The sequence below is a fragment of the Streptomyces sp. NPDC051822 genome (assembly GCF_044452745.1).
Classification (GTDB): domain Bacteria; phylum Actinomycetota; class Actinomycetes; order Streptomycetales; family Streptomycetaceae; genus Streptomyces.
Genome location: NZ_JBITBZ010000009.1, coordinates 201,528 through 220,322 on the forward strand (window position 1 = coordinate 201,528; position 18,795 = coordinate 220,322).

12 protein-coding genes are annotated in these 18,795 nt (G+C 72.6%); 4 read left to right on the forward strand and 8 right to left on the reverse strand.

Features of this window, described 5'->3' with window-relative positions:
- The first annotated feature begins 35 nt into the window (after positions 1–35).
- The gene (locus ACIA8N_RS26045) at positions 36–995 is read left to right on the forward strand and encodes a transcriptional regulator (protein WP_365778445.1); all 960 of its coding nucleotides are present in this window, start codon (positions 36–38) and stop codon (positions 993–995) included.
- Between the two features lie 75 nt (positions 996–1,070).
- On the opposite strand, the gene ACIA8N_RS26050 is transcribed toward ACIA8N_RS26045, so the two are convergent.
- On the reverse strand, positions 1,071–2,096 hold the full coding sequence (locus ACIA8N_RS26050; protein ID WP_365778443.1) for a sigma-70 family RNA polymerase sigma factor: 1,026 nt from the start codon (positions 2,094–2,096) through the stop codon (positions 1,071–1,073).
- 414 nt (positions 2,097–2,510) lie between these two features.
- On the opposite strand from ACIA8N_RS26050, the gene ACIA8N_RS26055 reads away from it, so the two are divergent.
- Entirely contained in the window at positions 2,511–3,527 is a 1,017-nt protein-coding gene (locus ACIA8N_RS26055) for a questin oxidase family protein (protein WP_365778441.1), read from the forward strand.
- On the opposite strand, the gene ACIA8N_RS26060 is transcribed toward ACIA8N_RS26055, so the two are convergent.
- The gene (locus tag ACIA8N_RS26060; protein ID WP_365778767.1) at positions 3,528–4,316 is read right to left on the reverse strand and encodes a class III extradiol ring-cleavage dioxygenase; all 789 of its coding nucleotides are present in this window, start codon (positions 4,314–4,316) and stop codon (positions 3,528–3,530) included.
- Between the two features lie 113 nt (positions 4,317–4,429).
- Between ACIA8N_RS26060 and ACIA8N_RS26065 the strand changes: the two genes are divergently transcribed.
- A complete protein-coding gene (locus ACIA8N_RS26065; protein ID WP_365778765.1) occupies positions 4,430–4,942 on the forward strand; it encodes a MarR family transcriptional regulator in 513 nt (170 codons plus the stop codon).
- Between the two features lie 49 nt (positions 4,943–4,991).
- On the opposite strand, the gene ACIA8N_RS26070 is transcribed toward ACIA8N_RS26065, so the two are convergent.
- Together ACIA8N_RS26070 and ACIA8N_RS26075 are read right to left on the reverse strand one after the other, a co-directional pair.
- Positions 4,992–6,521 (reverse strand): MFS transporter, encoded by a 1,530-nt coding sequence (locus ACIA8N_RS26070; protein ID WP_365778439.1) that lies wholly within the window; start codon positions 6,519–6,521, stop codon positions 4,992–4,994.
- 111 nt (positions 6,522–6,632) lie between these two features.
- A complete protein-coding gene (locus ACIA8N_RS26075) occupies positions 6,633–7,298 on the reverse strand; it encodes a TetR/AcrR family transcriptional regulator (RefSeq protein WP_365778437.1) in 666 nt (221 codons plus the stop codon).
- 268 nt (positions 7,299–7,566) lie between these two features.
- On the opposite strand from ACIA8N_RS26075, the gene ACIA8N_RS26080 reads away from it, so the two are divergent.
- The gene (locus ACIA8N_RS26080; RefSeq protein WP_365778435.1) at positions 7,567–8,838 is read left to right on the forward strand and encodes a M6 family metalloprotease domain-containing protein; all 1,272 of its coding nucleotides are present in this window, start codon (positions 7,567–7,569) and stop codon (positions 8,836–8,838) included.
- Here ACIA8N_RS26080 and ACIA8N_RS26085 read toward each other — a convergent pair.
- The 4 genes from ACIA8N_RS26085 to ACIA8N_RS26100 form a co-directional block, all read right to left on the reverse strand.
- Positions 8,825–10,447: a class I adenylate-forming enzyme family protein gene (locus tag ACIA8N_RS26085; protein WP_365778433.1), complete on the reverse strand. Its 1,623-nt coding sequence runs from the start codon at positions 10,445–10,447 to the stop codon at positions 8,825–8,827. The two genes, ACIA8N_RS26080 and ACIA8N_RS26085, sit on opposite strands and share 14 nt — an antisense overlap.
- 61 nt (positions 10,448–10,508) lie before the next feature.
- Positions 10,509–11,801: a Na+/H+ antiporter NhaA gene (gene nhaA, locus ACIA8N_RS26090; RefSeq protein ID WP_365778431.1), complete on the reverse strand. Its 1,293-nt coding sequence runs from the start codon at positions 11,799–11,801 to the stop codon at positions 10,509–10,511.
- 260 nt (positions 11,802–12,061) lie between these two features.
- Positions 12,062–13,612, reverse strand: a complete 1,551-nt coding sequence (locus ACIA8N_RS26095; RefSeq protein ID WP_365778429.1) for an alanine/glycine:cation symporter family protein — start codon at positions 13,610–13,612, stop codon at positions 12,062–12,064.
- A 329-nt stretch (positions 13,613–13,941) separates the two neighbouring features.
- Positions 13,942–18,759 carry a DNA repair ATPase gene (locus ACIA8N_RS26100; RefSeq protein WP_365778427.1) on the reverse strand — a complete coding sequence of 1,606 codons (4,818 nt, stop codon included), beginning with the start codon at positions 18,757–18,759 and terminating at the stop codon, positions 13,942–13,944.
- Positions 18,760–18,795 lie beyond the last annotated feature (36 nt).

The following is an 18,795-nucleotide window of genomic DNA, read 5'->3' on the forward strand; positions in this document are numbered from 1 at the left end:
AGTACATGTCCTAGATGAGCCGCATCCTGGAAGACATGACGGACACCCCGGCACGACTCCTGAATCTGCTCTCGCTCCTCCAGACCCCGCGCGAGTGGCCCGGAAGCGAACTCGCCGAACGGCTCTCGGTCTCCCCGCGCACCATCAGACGGGACATCGACCGGCTCCGTGACCTCGGCTACCCGGTCGAGGCGAGCCTCGGCGCGGTCGGCGGCTACCGGCTCGTCGCCGGTACGGCCATGCCGCCGCTCCTCCTCGACGACGAGGAGGCCGTCGCCATCGCGGTCGGCCTGCGGGCCGGAGCGGGACACGCCATCGAGGGCGTCGACGAGGCGTCCGTACGCGCCCTGGCCAAACTGGAACAGGTGCTGCCCGCGCGGCTCAGGCACCGGGTCTCCACCCTCCAGAACGCCACGATCCCGCTCACCCGGGGGGACGGGGCGACGGTCGCCCCCGCCACGCTCACCGCCCTCGCGGGCGCGGTCACGGGCCGGGAGAGACTGCGCTTCGGCTACCGCGCGGGGGACGGCGCCGAGACGAAACGCCTGGTCGAGCCCTACCGCCTTGTCTCCACCGGACACCGGTGGTACCTCGTGGCGTACGACCTGGGGCGCGAGGACTGGCGTACGTTCCGGGTGGACCGGGTGAGCGATCCGCTCGCCACCGGGGCCCGCTTCACCCCGCGCGAGCTTCCGGCGGGCGACGCGGCCCAGCTCCTGCTGCGCTCCATGTCCCGGGCCCAGTCCGAACTCGACCTGGACGTGTCCTTCGAGGCCCCGGCCGACTTCGTCACCGCCCGCCTCCCGTCCCACCTGGTCCCCACGGAGACGGGCCCGACCAGTTGCCGCCTGCGCGCCCGCGCGACGGACTCCGTCGAGTGGCTGGCCCTCCGCCTGGCCCTGGTGGACGCCCCCTTCACGATCCACGGCCCCGAGCCGCTGCTCCTGTACGTACGCGACCTGTCGGCACGCCTGGCGACGGCGACGAACGGCTGAGAAGGGGCGCGCCACCGCGCCGAAGGGGCCTCGGGGACGGTGTCCCCGGGCCCCTTGACGTGGCTGCCGGCCGCTCTAGGCCGCCGCGTCGAAGCCCGTGTCGCGGGCCATCTTCTTGAGTTCGAGGAGCGCGTGCTTCTCGATCTGGCGGATCCGCTCCCTGGTGAGGCCGTGCTCCTTGCCCACCTCGGTCAGTGTCCGCTCGCGCCCGTCCTCGATCCCGTACCGCATGCGGATGATCGACGCGGTGCGGTGGTCGAGCTTGGCGATGAGGTCGTCGAGCTCCTCGCTGCGCAGCAGCGTGAGCACCGACTGCTCCGGCGAGATCGCCGACGTGTCCTCCAGGAGGTCGCCGAACTGGGTCTCGCCCTGGTCGTCCACCGACATGTTCAGCGAGACGGGGTCACGCGCCCAGTCCAGGACGTCGACGACCCGCTCGGGCGTCGTGTCCAGCTCGGCGGCGATCTCCGCGGGCTCGGGCTCCCGCCCGTTCTCCCGGTTGAACTCCCGCTGCACCCGCCGGATCCGGCCCAGCTCCTCCACCAGGTGGACGGGCAGCCTGATCGTGCGGGACTGGTCCGCGATGGACCGGGTGATGGCCTGGCGGATCCACCACGTGGCGTACGTGGAGAACTTGAAGCCCTTCGCGTAGTCGAACTTCTCGACCGCGCGCACCAGGCCCGCGTTCCCTTCCTGGATCAGGTCGAGCAGCGGCAGCCCGCTGCGCGGGTAGCGCCGGGCCACGGCCACCACGAGCCGCAGGTTGGACTTGATGAAGAGGTCCTTGGCACGCTCGCCCTCGGCGACCAGCGCTTCGAGCTCCTCACGGGACGCGCCGCCCGCCTCGCTCGACCCCGCCGCGGCAGCGGCTGATGTCACAGTGGAGTCGAGTATCTGCTGGGCGTAGACGCCCGCCTCGATCGTCTGGGAGAGCTCGACCTCCTTGGCGGCGTCGAGCAGAGGCGTGCGCGCGATCTCGTCGAGGTACATGCCGACCAGGTCGCGGTCGGCGATCTCCCCGCCCACGGCGCGAACGCTGCTCGCCCGTGCGGCCCCGCTCTTGGCGGAGGTCTGACGACGGGCGACGGCACGGGTTGCCATGCGTGCTCCCTTGCTGAGTAGGTCGCGACACCCTTCCGGGTGCCCTGCATCCGACGGAAACAACGACTGGAATCAGGACAGAATTCCCACGCGGCACATGGATTTTCGCGATCATGCAGTATCCTGCGCGGCCGCCGGCCCCGCGGGCATGGCTGTGGAACCCACGGAGATGCAGGTCAGACCGGGCACGGAGGGTGATGCGGCGCCGCCCGCGGGGCCCCCGACCACACCGTCGGTGAGACCGCGATCACATGCGGCGCCGTCCTTTCAGACGCCCGGATGCCGTATGGGGTTGCCCCCGGGACGCACGGATCCTCATCGGGACCGGCCGGTGGGCGGACGACGGGTCCTAGGACAGGTCCTAGGTCGCCGGACCGTTACGCCGCACCCCTTCCCCGCCTTAGCGTCCTCGGCATGAGCGACACCACCGGCACCCTCGACGAAGCCCTCGAACGCCTCCACGCGACCGGCCCCGAGCGCGACGGCCGGCTCAGCAACCACGCCCCGATGGCCGTGGAGGCCCTGGTCCGCCACGGCCAGGCCCCGGTCGTGCACCGCTGGCTCGACCACTACGCCGACAGGCTGGAGGAGCCGCCGCCCCCGTCGCGCCCCGTCACGGCGGACGACTGGCGCGAGGCCCTCGGTGACCCCGCCCGGACCACCGACTGGACCCGCTTCTTCGGGCGCGAGCTCGACGCGCACCCCTGGCGGGAGGTGCTCGCCGCCTGGTGGCCCCGGCTGCTGCCCGGGATCGCGGGCGGGGCGACGCATCCCGTGATCCGTACGGGTCACGCCGTACGGACCCTCCTCGCGTCCGACGGTCAGGAGTCGGCCCCGCGCCGCGCCGAGCTGGCGCACGCGCTCGGCTACTGGGCCGCCCGCCACCAGGCGCTGCCCACGCTCACCCCCCTCGCCGGGGCGCCGACGGCGGCGGCCGCGCTCGACGCCGTACCGCCGGTTCCGGAGCAGGCCGGCGGGATCCGGGCCCGGCTCGTTCAGCTGACGGCGTTCCCGCGGTGGGGCGAGGCCGCGGACCCGGAGACGGCGAGGGCCCGGCTCGTCGAGCTGGTGGCGGCGGCGACGCACCGGTACGCGACGCACGGCCACGGCGAGCCGATCATGCTGGTGCACGCGGCGACCGCGCCGAACGCCGTCCTGCGCACCCTGCCCGCGCTCCCGCGCGAGCTGTGGGCGCCGAGCCTGGCGGCGGCGTGGGCGGCGGCGGCCGCGGTGACCGCCGCGTACACCCCGAGGGAGGCGGCACCGGTTCCGTCCACGCCGCTCACCGCCCAGGAGGTCTTCGAGCGGGCGGCGGCGCACGGCGACGACCACACGATCAAGTTCACCGACACGGCGCTCGACGTGGCCGATCCGCTCGCGCTCACCGCCGCCGTCCGCTCGATCGAGCTGAACCCGCCCCTGCTCCCGTGACTACCCGAACTGCACGGACCGCTTCGCGAGCCCCATCCAGAACCCGTCGATCACCGACCGCTCCGCGCCGAGGTCGCCGGCCGCGTCCGCGGCGCCCATGGTGACGAAGAGGGGTGCGAAGTGCTCCGTGCGCGGGTGGGCGAGGCGGCCCGCGGGCGACTTGTGCTCGAAGTCGAGGAGGGCGTCGACGTCGTGCGCGGCGAGGGCCTCGTGCCCCCAGGCGTCGAACTCGGCGGACCAGCCCGGCACGCCGCCGCCGGGGTGACGGAGGGCGGCGAGGTTGTGGGTGAAGAAGCCGCTGCCCACGATGAGGACGCCCTCGTCGCGGAGGGGGGCCAGCCTGCGCCCGATGTCCATGAGCCGGCGCGGGTCCAGGGTGGGCATGGAGATCTGGAGTACGGGGATGTCGGCGCCGGGGAACATCTCGACGAGCGGCACGTAGGCACCGTGGTCGAGGCCCCGGTCGGGGATGTCCTGCACGGGCGTGCCGGGCGCGCGGAGCAGCTTGCGGACGGACTCGGCGAGCGCGGGAGCGCCGGGGGCCCCGTACCGCACGCGGTAGTAGTGCTCGGGGAAGCCCCAGAAGTCGTACACGAGGGGGACGGTCTCGGTGGCGCCGAGGGCGAGCGGGGCCTCTTCCCAGTGGGCGGAGACGATGAGGATCGCCGCGGGGCGCGGGAGGCCGGCGGACCAGGCGGCGAGTTCGCCGGGCCAGACCGGGTCGTCTGCCAGGGGTGGGGCGCCGTGGGAGAGGTAGAGGGCGGGCATCCGTTCGAGCGTGGCGTCCATGGTGGCGACCTCCGGCAACCTCGTAGTCCTTGAAACTTCAAGCTCTACGTGCAGAGTAAACCTACATAGTTCAACTTTCAAGAACGAGTCGTACGATGGGACCCATGGGAGACATGACCGACCCGGCCACCGGCCCGGCCACCGAACCGCGCTGGCTCACCGACGAGGAACAGCGCACCTGGCGCGCCTACCTGCACGCCACCACGCTCCTGGAGGATCACCTCGACCGCCAGTTGCAGCGCGACGCCGGGATGCCGCACATCTACTACGGACTGCTCGTCCAGCTCTCCCAGGCGCCCCGCCGTCGCCTCCGGATGACCGAGCTGGCCAAGGGCGCCAAGATCACCCGCTCCCGGCTCTCCCACGCGATCGCCCGCCTGGAGAAGAACGGCTGGGTGCGGCGCGAGAACTGCCCCTCCGACAAGCGCGGCCAGTTCGCCCTGCTCACGGACGAGGGCCTCGACGTGCTGCGCAGGACCGCGCCCGGCCATGTGGCGGCCGTGCGCCAGGCGATGTTCGACCGGCTCTCCCCCGGCCAGCTGACCCAGCTCGGCGCGATCATGCGCGTGATGGCCGAGGGCCTCGAACCGGCCGGCCCGGACGCGGACCTGCCCTGGCTCCGCTGAGCACACGGCTCGCGGGACCAGGGCAGGAGGCGCCGGAGGTGGTACGGGATCAGTGGACGATGACGGGCACCTTCAGCTCGTCCTCGGCGCCCTCGCCGGACCCGGCGACGGCCCCCATGTCCGGCTTGCCGGTGTTGATGAGCGCGAAGGCGATCGCGGCCGAGACGACCAGGATGCCGACGGCCCACCAGATGGCCGCGGTGTAGCCCTCGACCATGCCCTGGAGCTGGAGCAGCTTCTGCGCGTCCGGAGTGGTCGCGCCCGCCGCGTTGTCAACCAGGTAGGCGGTGGTCGCCGAGGCGGCGATCGTGTTCAGCAGGGCCGTACCGATGGCGCCGCCGACCTGCTGCGACGTGTTGACCATCGCGGAGGCCACACCGGCGTCCCGCGGGTCCACGCCGAGCGTCGCGAGCGACATGGCCGGCATGAACGCCGTACCCATGCCCAGGCCGAGCAGCAGCTGCGCGGGCAGGATCAGACCGGCGTACGAGGTGTCGATCTCCAGCTGGGTGAGGAGCAGCATGCCGAGGCCGGCGGTCAGGAAGCCGGGGGCCATGAGCAGCCGCGGCGGGACCCGGGTCATGAGCCGCGTGCCGATCTGGGTCGAGCCGACGATCATGCCCACGATCATGGGCAGGAACGCGAAGCCCGTCATGACCGGCGAGTAGCCCTTCACGACCTGGAGGTAGTAGGTCAGGAAGAGGAAGAGGCCGAACATCGAGATGACCGCGAGACCCAGCGACAGGTACACGCCGCCGCGGTTGCGGTCGGTCAGGACGCGCAGCGGCAGCAGCGGGGACTTGACCCGCGCCTCGGTGGCCACGAAACCGATGAGCAGCAGCGCGGAGCCGGCGAACAGGCTGATCGTGCCGGCGTCGCTCCAGCCCTCGGACTCGGCGCGGGTGAAGCCGTACACGAGCGAGACCAGACCCAGGGTGGACAGGATCACGCCGGGGATGTCGAGCGTCGAGCGGTTGCGGCCGCCCGCCGGCTCACGGATGACGAGGTACGCGCCGACGGCGGCGACCACGGCGAACGGGATGTTGACGAAGAACGTCCAGCGCCAGTTCAGGTACTCGGTGAGGAAACCGCCGAGGATCAGACCCACGGCGCCGCCACCACCGGCGATGGCACCGTAGATGCCGAAGGCCTTGGCGCGCTCCTTGGCGTCGGTGAAGGTGACGGCGAGCAGCGAGAGCGCGGCGGGCGCGAGGAGCGCGCCGAAGGCGCCCTGGAGCGCGCGGGCACCGAGCATCATGGCCTCGCCGGTCGCGGCCCCGCCGAGGGCGGAGGCGGCGGCGAAGCCGATCAGGCCGACGACGAAGGTGCGCTTGCGGCCCCACAGGTCGGCGATGCGTCCGCCGAAGAGGAGCAGACCGCCGAAGGCGAGGGCGTAGGCGGTGATGACCCACTGCCGGTTGCCGTCCGATATCCCGAGGTCCTGCTGGGCGGAGGGCAGCGCGATGTTCACGATCGTCGCGTCGAGCACGACCATCAGCTGGGCGAGGGCGATGAAGACGAGCGCTTTCCAGCGCCCCGGGTCTGCGTGGGTCACGGTGTGGTCGGGGACTTTCGGCATGGGGGTAGCCACCTCTTGGCGCGTACTGGCTGAAAAAGGACGTAAAGGGTTACGGAAAAAGGAGTGGGGCCTGGGCGCCGCTCACGGGCCGGGGCGAGGCCCCGGCCACGCTCACGACGGACAGGAGTCGCGTCTCAGGTCCTCCAGGGTCACGGCCGTCCCGGGCAGTTCGGAGCGCGCGGGCGCTTCGAGGCCGTCGAGGAACAGCTGCAGATGGCGGTGGACGAAGCGGTCGAAGTGGGCGCCGGAGACCGTTCCCGGCAGCGGGCGGGTCAGCTGGGACACGGCGACCATCAGATCGCCGACCCCGACGTCGAGGCGGAGCCGGCCGGCCCGCTGGGCGCTGCCGACGAGCGCCTTGACGACCTCCTCCAGGCGGTCGCGCTCGGCGATCAGGTCGGGGTGGTCCTTGTCGAAGGCGCCGTCGAGCATCGGGCACAGGGCGCCGATGCGCTCCTCGACGGCGGCGTGGGTGAAGCGGCGGAGGGCGGCGAAGGTGTCGTCCTCCTCCTCCGCGGCCCGTTCGGCGACCTCGGTGACGCGGCCCATGATCGAGAGGACGACCTCGCGGACGAGGTCGGGGCGCTCGGGGAAGTTCCGGTAGAGGGTGGCGTTCCCGACGCCGGCCCGGCGCGCGACCTCGTCGTACGGCACCTGGGGGCCGAACTCGACGAACATCTCGCGGGCCGCGGTCACGATCCGCTCGCGGTTGCGCAGGGCGTCCGCGCGCGGGCGGGGTACGCGACGGGCCGGCGCGGTGTCGGCACTGGTGGTCACGCCACGACCTCCTCGGTGGTCTCGGGTGCGGTATCCGGGGAGCGATTCCCCACTTCGTTCGACACAGTCCTGAACGGGGACCCGGTCCCCGGTTATTTCCCGCCCCCTCGTGACCTGGGTCACAACCGTCGGCCCGTGCTCGGGATCCCACGATCGGGCCACCCGGCGCGCGCGTCCGAACCGCTCGTCACAGGCTGATCGCACAGCACGGCCCCCGGACCGGAACGGGGTCGTGCCGCCGACCTGCCCCCACCGGAGAGGCGCCCGTATGCAGCACCCCCGCCGACGGATACCCAGAGCCGTCGCCCTGGCCGCGACCACGGCACTCTCCCTCACGCTGCTCGCCTCCGCGAGCAGCACCCTCCCCGGACCCGCCCCCGCCTCGGCCGGCCCCGTCGCCACCGCGCCCGGCGGCGCCCAGCTCGGCCCGTGCCGCATCGCCACCACGATGGGCGTGCAGATGTCGGAGGGGCTGCCCACGGCCCCCGGATACGTGCGCTCCACCGGCGTGGTCAAGGCTCTCAACCTGATGATCGACTTCCCGGACGCCGCCGGGGACGGCACGGCCATGGGCCGCTTCCGCGAGTTCTTCCCGCAGACCGCCGACTGGTTCCGCACCAGCTCGTACGGGCGGCTGCGCTACGAGGCCGAGGCCCCGGTGCCCGACTGGCTGCGGATGCCGAAGGCGTTCTCCGCGTACGGGATAGAGCGCGGCTCACCGTACGAACCGGGCTACCGCTCCCTCGTCGAGGACATCGTGAAGACGGCCGACCCGAAGGTGGACTTCAGCGCCTACGACCTGGTCAACGTCCTGGTCACGCCGAACGCCGGGCCCTCCGCCCTCGACACCGTCCTGTCCGTGACCTTCTCCGGCAACGACGACGCCCCCTACGCCGACGGCGTGCCGCTCGCCAACACGTCCTTCGTCTACAGCCGCCAGGACGACGGCTCCGGCAGCTTCGCGGAGACCGGCTACCGGGTGCTGCCGCACGAGAACGGCCACGTCTTCGGCCTGCCCGACCTGTACACCTCGGACGGCGGCGGCACCGTGGGGCACTGGGACATCATGTCCGAGGACTGGGGCGCCAACAACGACCTGCTCGCCTGGCACAAGTGGAAGCTCGGCTGGCTCGACAACGACCAGGTCGGCTGCGCGTCCGGCCCCGGCACCGGCGACTGGACGCTCACCCCGCTGCCGATACCCGGCGGCCCGAAGCTCGTCTTCGTCCCGCTGTCCGACACCTCCGGGTACGCGGTCGAGGTCCGCAGCAAGGGCGGCAACGACGAGGCGGTCTGCGAGCAGGGCGTCCTGGTCTACCGGGTGGAGTCCGACGTGGACACCGGCCACGGCCCGGTGACCGTCTCGGACAGCGAACGCGCGAGCGGCGGCTGCACACGCCGGGCCAACGTCCACGCGGAACTGTCGGACGCCCCGTACCGCCCCGGCGAGACGTTCACGGACCGCGCCGCCGGCATCAGGATCCATGTGCTCGACGAGGACGCGAACGGCACCTACCGGGTCCGGATCACGCGCCCGTGAAGCCTTCCCTCAGCTCCCTCTTGAGGATCTTCCCCGTGGGGTTCCGGGGCAGCTCCTCCTCCCGTACGACGACCTGGGCGGGCACCTTGAAGGCGGCCAGCCGACTGCCCACGTGGGTGCGGAGCGCCTCCACGTCGGGCCCCGCTCCCGGGCGCAGCCGTACGACGGCCACGACCTCCTCCCCCAGGACGGCATGCGGCACGCCGAGGACGGCGGCGTCGACGACGTCCGGGTGCTCGTGCAGAACGGCCTCGACCTCGACGCAGTACACGTTCTCGCCGCCGCGGATGACCATGTCGGTGAGCCGGTCGACGACGCTCACCCGCCCGTCGGCGTCCACGCGGGCGAGGTCCCCGGTCCTGAACCAGCCGTCGTCGGTGAAGGCGGCACGGGTGGCGGCCTCGTTCCCCCAGTACCCGCGGATCAGCGCCTGACCGCGCAGCCACAGCTCCCCGACGCCCTCGGCGTCGGGCCGGTCGACGCGCACCTCGGTGGTGGGCGAGGGACGCCCGACGCTCCCCGGGTGGGCGCGGTACTCGGCGCCGACGTTCGAGAGGACCCCGCCGCAGGTCTCGGTGAGCCCGTAGCCGTTGCGGGGCTCGATCCGCTTCCCGTACCCCTCGGTGATCCCGGCGACGATCCCGGGCGGGGCGGCGGCGCCGCCGGTGCTGAGGAGGGTGAGGCTCTCCAGCGGGTCACCGGCGCCGCGGGCGGCTTCGAGGAGCTGGAGGGCGGTGGTGGGCACGCCGGCGTAGTGCGTGACGCCGTGCTTCCGGATCAGCTCGAGGGCCAGGCGGGCGTCCCACTTCCGCATCATCACCAGGGTCCCGCCGGCGGCCATCACGCCGTAGAAGGAGGTGAAGGCGGCGACGTGGAAGAAGGGGAACGTGGTCAGCGAGACGGGCGCGGCCCCGGCCCCGGGCACGTCCCCCCGGGCGAGGGCCGCGGCGGCGGCGAAGTACCGCGGGTTCATGGCGGCCCCGACCTGCGCGAGGTGCGTGGCGACGGCGCCCTTGGGGCGGCCGGTGGTGCCGGAGGTGTAGATGATGGTGGCGTCGTGCTCGGGGAGGACGTCGACGAGGGGCGGCCCGAGGAACGGATCGGTGTCGGGCGTGTAAGGGCTGAACCCTTCCCCGGCCTCCCCCTGGAAGACGATCCCGGGCACCCCGTTCCGGGAGGCCCACTTTCGCACCCGCCCGACCCGCTCCCCGTCCACGAGCAGCACGCCCGGCGCGCAGTCGTCGAGGGCGTACGTGAACTCGTCCTCGGTCCACCAGGCGTTGAGGGGCACGGCGACGAGCCCGGCGAGCTGGGCGGCCCAGAAGGCGATCTGCCACTCGGGCAGGTTCCGCATGGCGACGACGGCCCGGTCGCCGGGCCGCAGCCCGTACTCCCCGGTGAACCGCCGGGCGAGCCCACAGGCGGCGTCGAAGAACTCCCGGTAGGTCATCGACCCGTCCTCGGAGACGAGGAACACCTGATCCCCGTAGGCCCAGGTCACCTCGACGAACTCCCGCAGGGTCCGCGGCCCGCCGACGTACACCCCACCCTCGACGGCGAAGGGCGCTCCGTCGGCCGTCAGCCGCTCGACTCCACCGGACACCACCACGAGGACCCCCTGAACGCTCGGCCGCACAGCGCCGCGACGCTATGCGGCTCCCCCTGCCAGGTCAACTCCTGGCGGACCCCGTCTGGTAGATGTCCGGGATGCCGTCCGCGTCGTCGTCGCGTTCCTCGTCCTCCCACAGCTGCTTGTAGACGCGGTTGCGGCGGCGCAGCAGGACGGCTGCGAGGACGGCGGCGATGAGGGAGCCGACGAGGACGGCGGCCTTGATGTGTTCGGTGGTGGCCGGGTCGGGGAAGGCCAGTTCGCCGATGAGGAGGGCGACGGTGAAGCCGATGCCGGCCAGGGTGGCTAGGCCGAAGACGTCGGCCCAGGCCAGGTCGGGGTTGAGTTGGGCGCGGGTGAAGCGGGCGGCGAGGTAGGTGCCCAGGAAGATGCCGATGACCTTGCCGGCGACGAGGCCGATGACGACACCGAGGGGTTCCGGGTCGGTGAAGACATGGCCGAGCGCCGCGCCCGAGACGCCGACCCCGGCGGCGAACAGGGCGAACAGCGGGACCGCGACGCCCGCGGACACCGGGTGCAGCAGGTGCGAGACGCGGGCGGCGGGGGACGTCTCCTCGCCCTTGTCGCGGGTGGTGCGCAGGATGAGGCCCATGGCGACGCCGGCGACGGTGGCGTGGACGCCGGAGTTGTACATCAGAGCCCAGATCGCGATGCCCAGGGGCGCGTACCACCACCAGCCTCGGACCCGGAAGCGCTGGAGCGCGTAGAAGAGGGCCAGACCGGCGAAGGCTCCGCCGAGCGCCCAGAAGTTCAGGTCGGAGGTGAAGAAGACGGCGATGATGAGGATGGCGCCGAGGTCGTCCACGACCGCGAGGGTGAGCAGGAACGCGCGGAGCGCGGCCGGCAGGTGGGTGCTGAGGACGGCGAGGACCGCGAGCGCGAAGGCGATGTCCGTGGCCATCGGTACGGCCCAGCCCTCCAGGCTTCCCCCGCCGATGGTGACGGTGAGGGCGTAGAGGGCGGCGGGGACCGCCATGCCGCAGATGGCGGCGACCACCGGCAGGGCGGCGGTGGCCGGGGTGCGCAGCTCGCCGACGACGAACTCGCGTTTCAGCTCGATGCCCGCGACCAGGAAGAAGACGGCCAGCAGTCCGTCGGCGGTCCAGTGGCCGACCGAGAGGTCGAGGCCGAGGGCGGGTATGCCGAAGTGGAAGTCGCGTATCTGCTCGTACGCCTCGCTCCACGGGCTGTTCGCCCAGACGAGGGCGACGACGGCCGCGGCGAGGAGGACGAGGCCGCCGACGGTCTCGGTGCGCAGGGCCTCGGCGACGGCCTGTCGTTCGGGCCAGGGCAGGAGCCCGAGGATCACCTTGCGCGGGCGTGACTGCGTCATGGGGAAATGCCTCCGGGGCGGGTCGGCGGAATGGGCGCACGGCCCCTCGACGCCGACCAGACTTCCCGGCACACCAGCGTCGTCCTGACGCGTTCTTCACACCCTATCGGGCGTCCGGGGGGCTCGCCAGAGCGTCTCTCAGCTGCGGGAACGACTGCGGGAACAGCCGCGGAAACGGCCGCGGGAACGGCTGCCGAGGGCCGGGCGAAGGCCCTGTTCCCACCATGGCGCGCGGCGGGAGCAGGGCCCTTCGGGGACGGTCAGACGGTGGCCTTCACCGGCTCCCGGCCCGTGTCCTCGTCCGCGTCCTCGTCCGTGACGAGGCCCGCGTCGCGCTTCTTCACGTAGGCGAGGAAGGAGTTCAGCTCGCGCTTCACGACCGGGGCGAGGAGGTAGAGGCCGATGATGTTGATGACCGCGAGCATGAAGAGCACCGCGTCGGCCATGTCGATCAGCGTCTGGAGGGTGAGCAGGGAGCCCGCCACCGCGAACACGGTGTAGAGGACCTTGAAGATCAGCTCGCTGGCCCTGCTGCGGCCGAAGAGGTGGGTCCAGGCCTTCATGCAGTAGTAGCCCCAGGTCAGGACCGTGGAGATCGCGAACAGCAGCACCGCGACGGTGAGGATGTACGGGAACCAGGGCATGACCGTGCCGAAGGCGTCGGAGGTGATGGTGACGCCGCCGATGGACTCGCCGCCGTTACGGAGCTCGACATAGCTGGCGGGGTTGGCGATGACGATGGTCAGGGCGGTCATGGTGCAGATGACGACCGTGTCGATGAACGGCTCCAGGAGGGCGACCAGGCCCTCGCTCGCGGGGTGCTTGGTCTTCACCGCGGAGTGGGCGATCGGGGCGGAGCCCAGACCGGCCTCGTTGGAGAACGCGGCCCGCTTGAAGCCGATGATCAGCGCGCCCAGGACACCGCCGGCGACGCCCTGGGGGTTGAACGCGCCCTCGATGATCGTGGTGAGCGCGGAGGGGATGGCGGACGCGTTGACGGCGATGACGACGAGGCAGGCGGCGATGTAGATGCCGGCCATCGCGGGGACCAGCTTGCTGGTGACGGAGGCGATGGAGCGGATGCCGCCGAGGAGCACGATGCCGACGAGGGCCGCGATCAGGATGCCGAAGAACAGCGCGCCGGCCGAGGAGCCCAGGGCGCCGTCCTCGCCGCCGGTGACGGAGACGAGCTGCGCGTAGGACTGGTTGACCTGGAAGAGGTTTCCGCCGAAGAGGCCGAAGAACAGGATCATGAAGGAGGCGAGGACGGCGAGGACCTTGCCGAGCGTCTTGCCGTTCTTGCCGAAGCGTTCGGCCAGGCCCTTGGGCAGGTAGTGCATGGGGCCGCCGGAGACGGTGCCGTCGGCGTGCACCTCGCGGTACTTCACACCGAGCGTGACCTCGACGAACTTGGTGGCCATGCCGAGCAGGCCGCAGAGGATCATCCAGAACGTGGCGCCCGGGCCGCCGATGGAGACGGCGACGGCCACGCCCGCGATGTTGCCGAGTCCGACGGTGCCGGAGACGGCGGCGGTCAGGGCCTGGAAGTGGTTGACCTCACCGGCCGAGCCCTTCTCGTCGTACTTGCCGCGCACGACGTTCACGGCGAGGCGGAACTTGCGCAGCTGCACCAGGCCGAACCAGCCGGAGAAGACCAGACCGGCGACGACGAGCCAGGCGACGATCAGCGGGAGCTGGGTGCCGCCGACGGGGACGGAGTAGAAGACGATGTCGCCGAGCCACTTGGCTATCGGCTCGAAGAAGCCACTGACCGCCTTGTCGACGGACTGGGTGAAGGAATCGAGAGACACGGTGGGGGACCTCGGAAGCGCAGGACCGGCGAGCGGGAGGCAGCGCCAGTGGGGGTGCGGTCTTTGAGCGAACGCCGTTGTCCGGTCGGCGACCCGGGTGATCGGCCTCCGTGGACTCGGAGCGTGATCACCTCGGTCGTGCTGCCGGGAGCTGCCCGGCATCCCGCAGGGAGGGCGAGGGGTGGTGCCACCTGCGGAGTTGCGCATTCCTACCACACCCCGCCACCCCCGCAGCATGACGCAGATCACATGACGCACGGTGATCTTCGAGAATCCCAGGGGCCGTGACATGACCGTTATCCGGACAGGCCGGTCCGTTCACGGTGCACTTATTTCCGCTGGTCAGGAGCTTGCTGCCGGACGCCCCTGTCGCCGGTCGCCGCACGCGTGATCGCCGACTCGACGGCGGTGATGCGGTCGGCGAGCAGGCCGAGGGCAGCGACCGCCCGGGCGACCGGGTCGTCCGCGGAGCCGCCGAGGGCTCGCGTACGGGTGTGGGCGGCGGCCACCTCCGCCCGGCGGGCGGCCTGCTCCGGGGTGAGGGTGCCGCGGAGCGCGGCGAGCCTGAGGAGGTTGGCCTCGGCCTCGGTGGCGAGGGTCTGGGCCTCGGCGGTGTAGTGGTCCAGGATCACGGCGGCGAGTTCGGCGTCGTTCATCGCGGGCGAGAGACGGGCCGTGATCGTGTTCATGGTCCGGTACGAGCCCTGGAGCCGGAAGGGCGGCTCGGTGCGGGCCTCGTCGGCGGTGGCGGCGGAGGCGATGTACTCCGCGTTCACGGCGAGCACGGTCTCGCGGGCGGTGAGGAGGTGCCGCAGGACGGCGAGGACCTGGTCGAGCTCGGCGGGGGCGTAGGGGTGCGCGAGCCGGTCGCGGCGCGCGCCCGGGTCGTCCGACGCGAGCCGTACCAGCAGCTCCAGGTCGGCGCGCTCGCGGCCCGCCAGCGGGGCGAGGACCGGATGGGAGGTGAGGGCGTTCTCGACGAAGCTGAGCGCGAAGGCGTCCTCCTTGCCGGTCAGCACGTCGCCGAGGTTCCACACGTCGGCCCGGTTGGCGAGCATGTCCGGGACGCGGAAGGCCCGGCCGGACTCGGTGTACGGGTTTCCGGCCATGCAGACGGCGAACCGCCTGCCCCGCAGGTCGTGCCCGTTCAGGGTCCTGGTCGCGTCGCAGAGGGGGATGAACTTCTGCAGGAACTCCGGCGAGGTGTGCTGGATGTCGTCCACGTACAGCAGGACGTTGCTGCCCGCCGCGAGGGCGAAGGCGATCTTCTCCAGTTCCCTGCGGGCGGTCGCGTCGGGGGCCTCGGCGGGGTCGAGGGAGGTCGTCCGGTGTCCGACGGAGGGTCCGTCGACCTTGACGAGGAGCAGGCCCAGGCGGTCGGCGACGTACTCGATCAGCGTGGTCTTGCCGTAGCCGGGCGGGGACAGGAGCAGCAGCAGGCCCTGGGTGTCGCTCCGCCGGCCGGCTCCGGCCGCGCCGAGCTGCTTGGCGAGGTTGTCGCCGACCAGCGGGAGGTAGACGTCGTCGACGAGCCGGTTCCTGACGAACGAGGACATGACCCGGGGGCGGTACTCGTCCACCCGGAGCGCGGCGCGTTCGGCCGCGACGAGTTCCGCCCGGCGCCGCTGGTAGGCGCGGAACGCGGGGACGTCGAGTTCGGCGAAGGCCCGTGTCCTGGCCAGGAAGTCGTCGAGGCGCACGTCGAGGGCGCGCCCGCGGACCCGGGGGTGGCTGCCCAGGAGCCCGGTGACCGTCTCGGTGGTCGGGGCGTCCACCTCGTAGCGGTCGAGGTCCGGGCAGAGTTCGACGGCGACGGCCTCGGCCAGGACGCCGTCGTCGGGCCGCTCCCCCGCCGCCGACGCGTAGGAGGTGAGCCAGGCCTCGACGAGCTGGCGTCGCGCGCCCGGCTCCTTGAGGGTGGTGAGGGCGTCGTCGTACACGGAGGTGCCGGCGGAGCGGCGGAACGTGTCGAGCAGGGTCCGTGCCGCCGCCGAGACGGCGAAGCCTGGCGGGTCCGAGGCGAGTTCGTCGATCAGGTAGCGGGCGGCCGTCGGGTCGCCGGTCTCCTCGGCGAGTTCCCTTCGCAGGGGGTCGAGGGCCGGCTCCGCGCCGAAGAGGTCGCGGGCCCGGGTCAGCGCGAGCGCGCGGCGGGTCCACTGTTCGCGGGCGTCGGCGGTGGTGGAGTGGGCCCAGAAGATCTGGGCGGCCGCCCGCGCCGGGGCCGGGTACCTGAGGAGTCCGGCCGTCTCGTGCAGCCGGAGGACGGCCGCCAGGATCGCGGCGGCGTCGTGGTCGTGGACGCCGCGCTCGTACCCCTCGTCGTACGCGGCGCCGGCGGCCCGCCGCGCGAGGTCCGGCACGTCCTGGCCCGCCAGCCCGTCCGCACCGTGCTCGGCGAGGAGGCGGGCGGCCAGGTGTTCGGCGCGGTAGACCTCCGGCGACTCGGAGGGCAGGGTCCGGTCCCAGAACGGGCGGGTCCCGGCGAACTCCGGGTCGGTGACCGGCGCCCGGTAGTCGGTTCCCGTCAGGGCGAGGGCCAGGGTGTCCCCGTACGGGACGAGGGTGAGTTCGGGGGTCTGCCGGTTGACGGCGAAGCGGTGCCGGCCGAGCCGGATCGTGGCGCCGCCGTCGGCGAACAGTTCGGCACGGTCCCGCAGCGCGCGCCCGGCCTCCTGACGGGCGGCGCCGAGCCGTCCCTCCAGTTCCTCCGCCCGCGCCTCGTCGCCCAGCTCCCGCAGCTCGGCGCCGGTACGGCGAACCTTGGCGACCAGGGGGTCGGAGGCGAAGTACGTGTGCACCTCGTCCAGGCCGTCCAGGGTCGCCGCGCGCCGGGCGATCGTCTCCAGTACGCGGTCGGCCGAGCCCGCGAGGCGCTCCGCGCGGCGGGCGCGGGCGTCCTGGAGGGACTGCCTGCGTGCGGTGAAGGCCTCGTACGTCTCGGCGCGCTTGTCGGCGATCTCGCCGAGGAAGCCGTCGTGCTCGGCGAACCGCGACTCCAGGTTCTCCAGCTGGAGCAGCAGCCGGCCGAGCTGCTCGTCGCAGTGGTCCGGGGTGTCGGCGGCGGCCAGCGCGCCCGTGACGGCCTGGCCGAGGAGCGCGAACTCGGCGGCGAACTCCGCCCGGCCCTCCCGGTCCAGGAGTTCGGTGCGGCGGGCGGTGAGCACGGCGCGGGCGCGGTTCAGGGCGCCCAGGACGTCGGCGATCCGTTCCAGGATCGAGGTGCGGACGGTGGCGTCGCCGATGTCGAGGCCGGCGACGATCTCGCTGAGGGTCCGCAGGCCCGCGGTGTGCGCGTCGAGCAGGTCGCGGACCGGGCCGGTGCCGGCGACGGTGGTGACGGCCCCGGCCTGCGCGGCGAGCCGTTCCGCCTCGGTGTGGTGGGCGGCGAAGGCGTCCTCGCGGCGGAGGAAGGCGACGGCCCGCCGGGCGGTCGCGGTGATGTCGGACCCGACGTCCCCCGCGAGGGCGTCGATGGCGTCCGTGTCGGCGTACCGCATGTCCTTCAGGGTGACCAGGTGGCCCTGGGCCCGGCGGAGTTCGGTGATCCGGGAGATCCACTCCTCGGCGGTGGCGGGTGCCTCGCCCCGGACGCGCCGGACGAGCCGGGCGATCTGCCGGGCGGACTCCGCGAGCGCCTCCGCGGCCTGCCGGGTGAGCGTGCTCACGGTCTCGAACTCGTCGAGGACCTGCGCGGCGGTGGCCCGCAGCTCGGTCAGCGGGGTGCGCAGGTCGCCGGTCTCCGGGTCGCCCAGCCAGTGGTGGACGTCGGCCGCGCGCACGCAGGCGGCGACGAGCGCCTCGTACGCCTCGCCTGCGGGGGCCGGTCCGGTGGCCTGACGGGCGATCGACAGGCAGTCGGCGATCCCCCGGACGAGGTCGGCGTTGCCGATGCGGGCCAGCGGACCGTCGCCGCCGGCGCGCGTGTGGGTGTCGGAGACGTACGGCGTCCGCCACATCTGCACCGGGTGGACCCGGCCGGGCTCGCCGGACTCGTCGCGCAGCACGACCATCGTGCCGTCGCCGAGCAGCGCGTGTCCGCGGCAGGAGACCGGGTGGGTGACCTCCTTGCGGATCAGGTTGTACGGCAGGAGGAGGCCGCGGCGCCCCGGCCCGCTGTGGAAGACGAAGAGGAGGTCCTCGCCGTTCGGCGAGCGGACCGCCCGGTCGAGGACAAGCCCCGAGGTGTCGGTGTCGAAGGTCTTCACCCCGCCGGAGGCCAGGCAGTAGCCGCCGGGGAACACGACCCCCTCGTCCTCGGGCAGCCGCAGACACGCCTGGGCGAGGCCGTCGACCCTGGCCACGCTGCCGGTCAGGGAGTCGAAGACGAGGTGGCGGCTCGCCTCCTCCTTGTACGGGCGGACGCGCACCAGGGTCAGGGCGCCCACGACCGCGTACGCGACCTCGGCGTCGGCCAGTGCCTGGAGCGGCTCGTCGACGGGTTCGGCGTACACGCCCTCGGCGGTCTCGGCGTCGTTCTCCGTCCTGACCGTGAGCATCCCGCCGACCGTGGAGACGAAGAGGCGGCCGCCGAGTGAGATGTGCGGGTGCCGGCCCTGGACGTGGTCGTCGCGGGTCGTCTCCACCCAGTCGACGTCGTGTGAGGGCGGGAAGACGTGGTCGCGTTCCCCCCGGGCGTCGAGGAACCTCGTCTCGCCGGACGGTCCTGTCGACCAGCGCAGGACGCGGATGTCCTCGGCCTTCCGCCCGGTCCGGAAGACGGCGAGGAGCCGGCCCTCCACCCGCCTCAGCCGGAGCAGCCGCGCCCCCCGGAAGTACCGGTGCAGCGCCGAGAACTCCCGTACGAAACCGGGGTCGTCGAGGAGGCCGGGCACCGCGTCCTCCGGCAGCGGTTTCAGGTCCCGGTCGTACAGGGTGAAGACGTCGGCGACCGACGGCTCGGCGCCGTCCGCGGTGGCCGGGTGGCAGCCGAACAGCAGGACGTCGTCCCCGACGGCGGCGACGTCGAGGAGCACCCCGGCGCGCTCGGTGCGGACGTGGTCGGTGCCGGTGAGGGCGAGCCCACCGGAGCCGAAGGCGGCGGTGCGGGCGGTGTTGAGCACCTCCGCGCGCCCCGCCAGCTCCCTCGCCTGCGCCGACAGGCGTTCGCGCAGCACCGCGTACGTGTCCTGGTCGATTCCGGTGCTCATCGCGTTCCCGCTCCCTCGTGCCGTGGTGACGTGCGG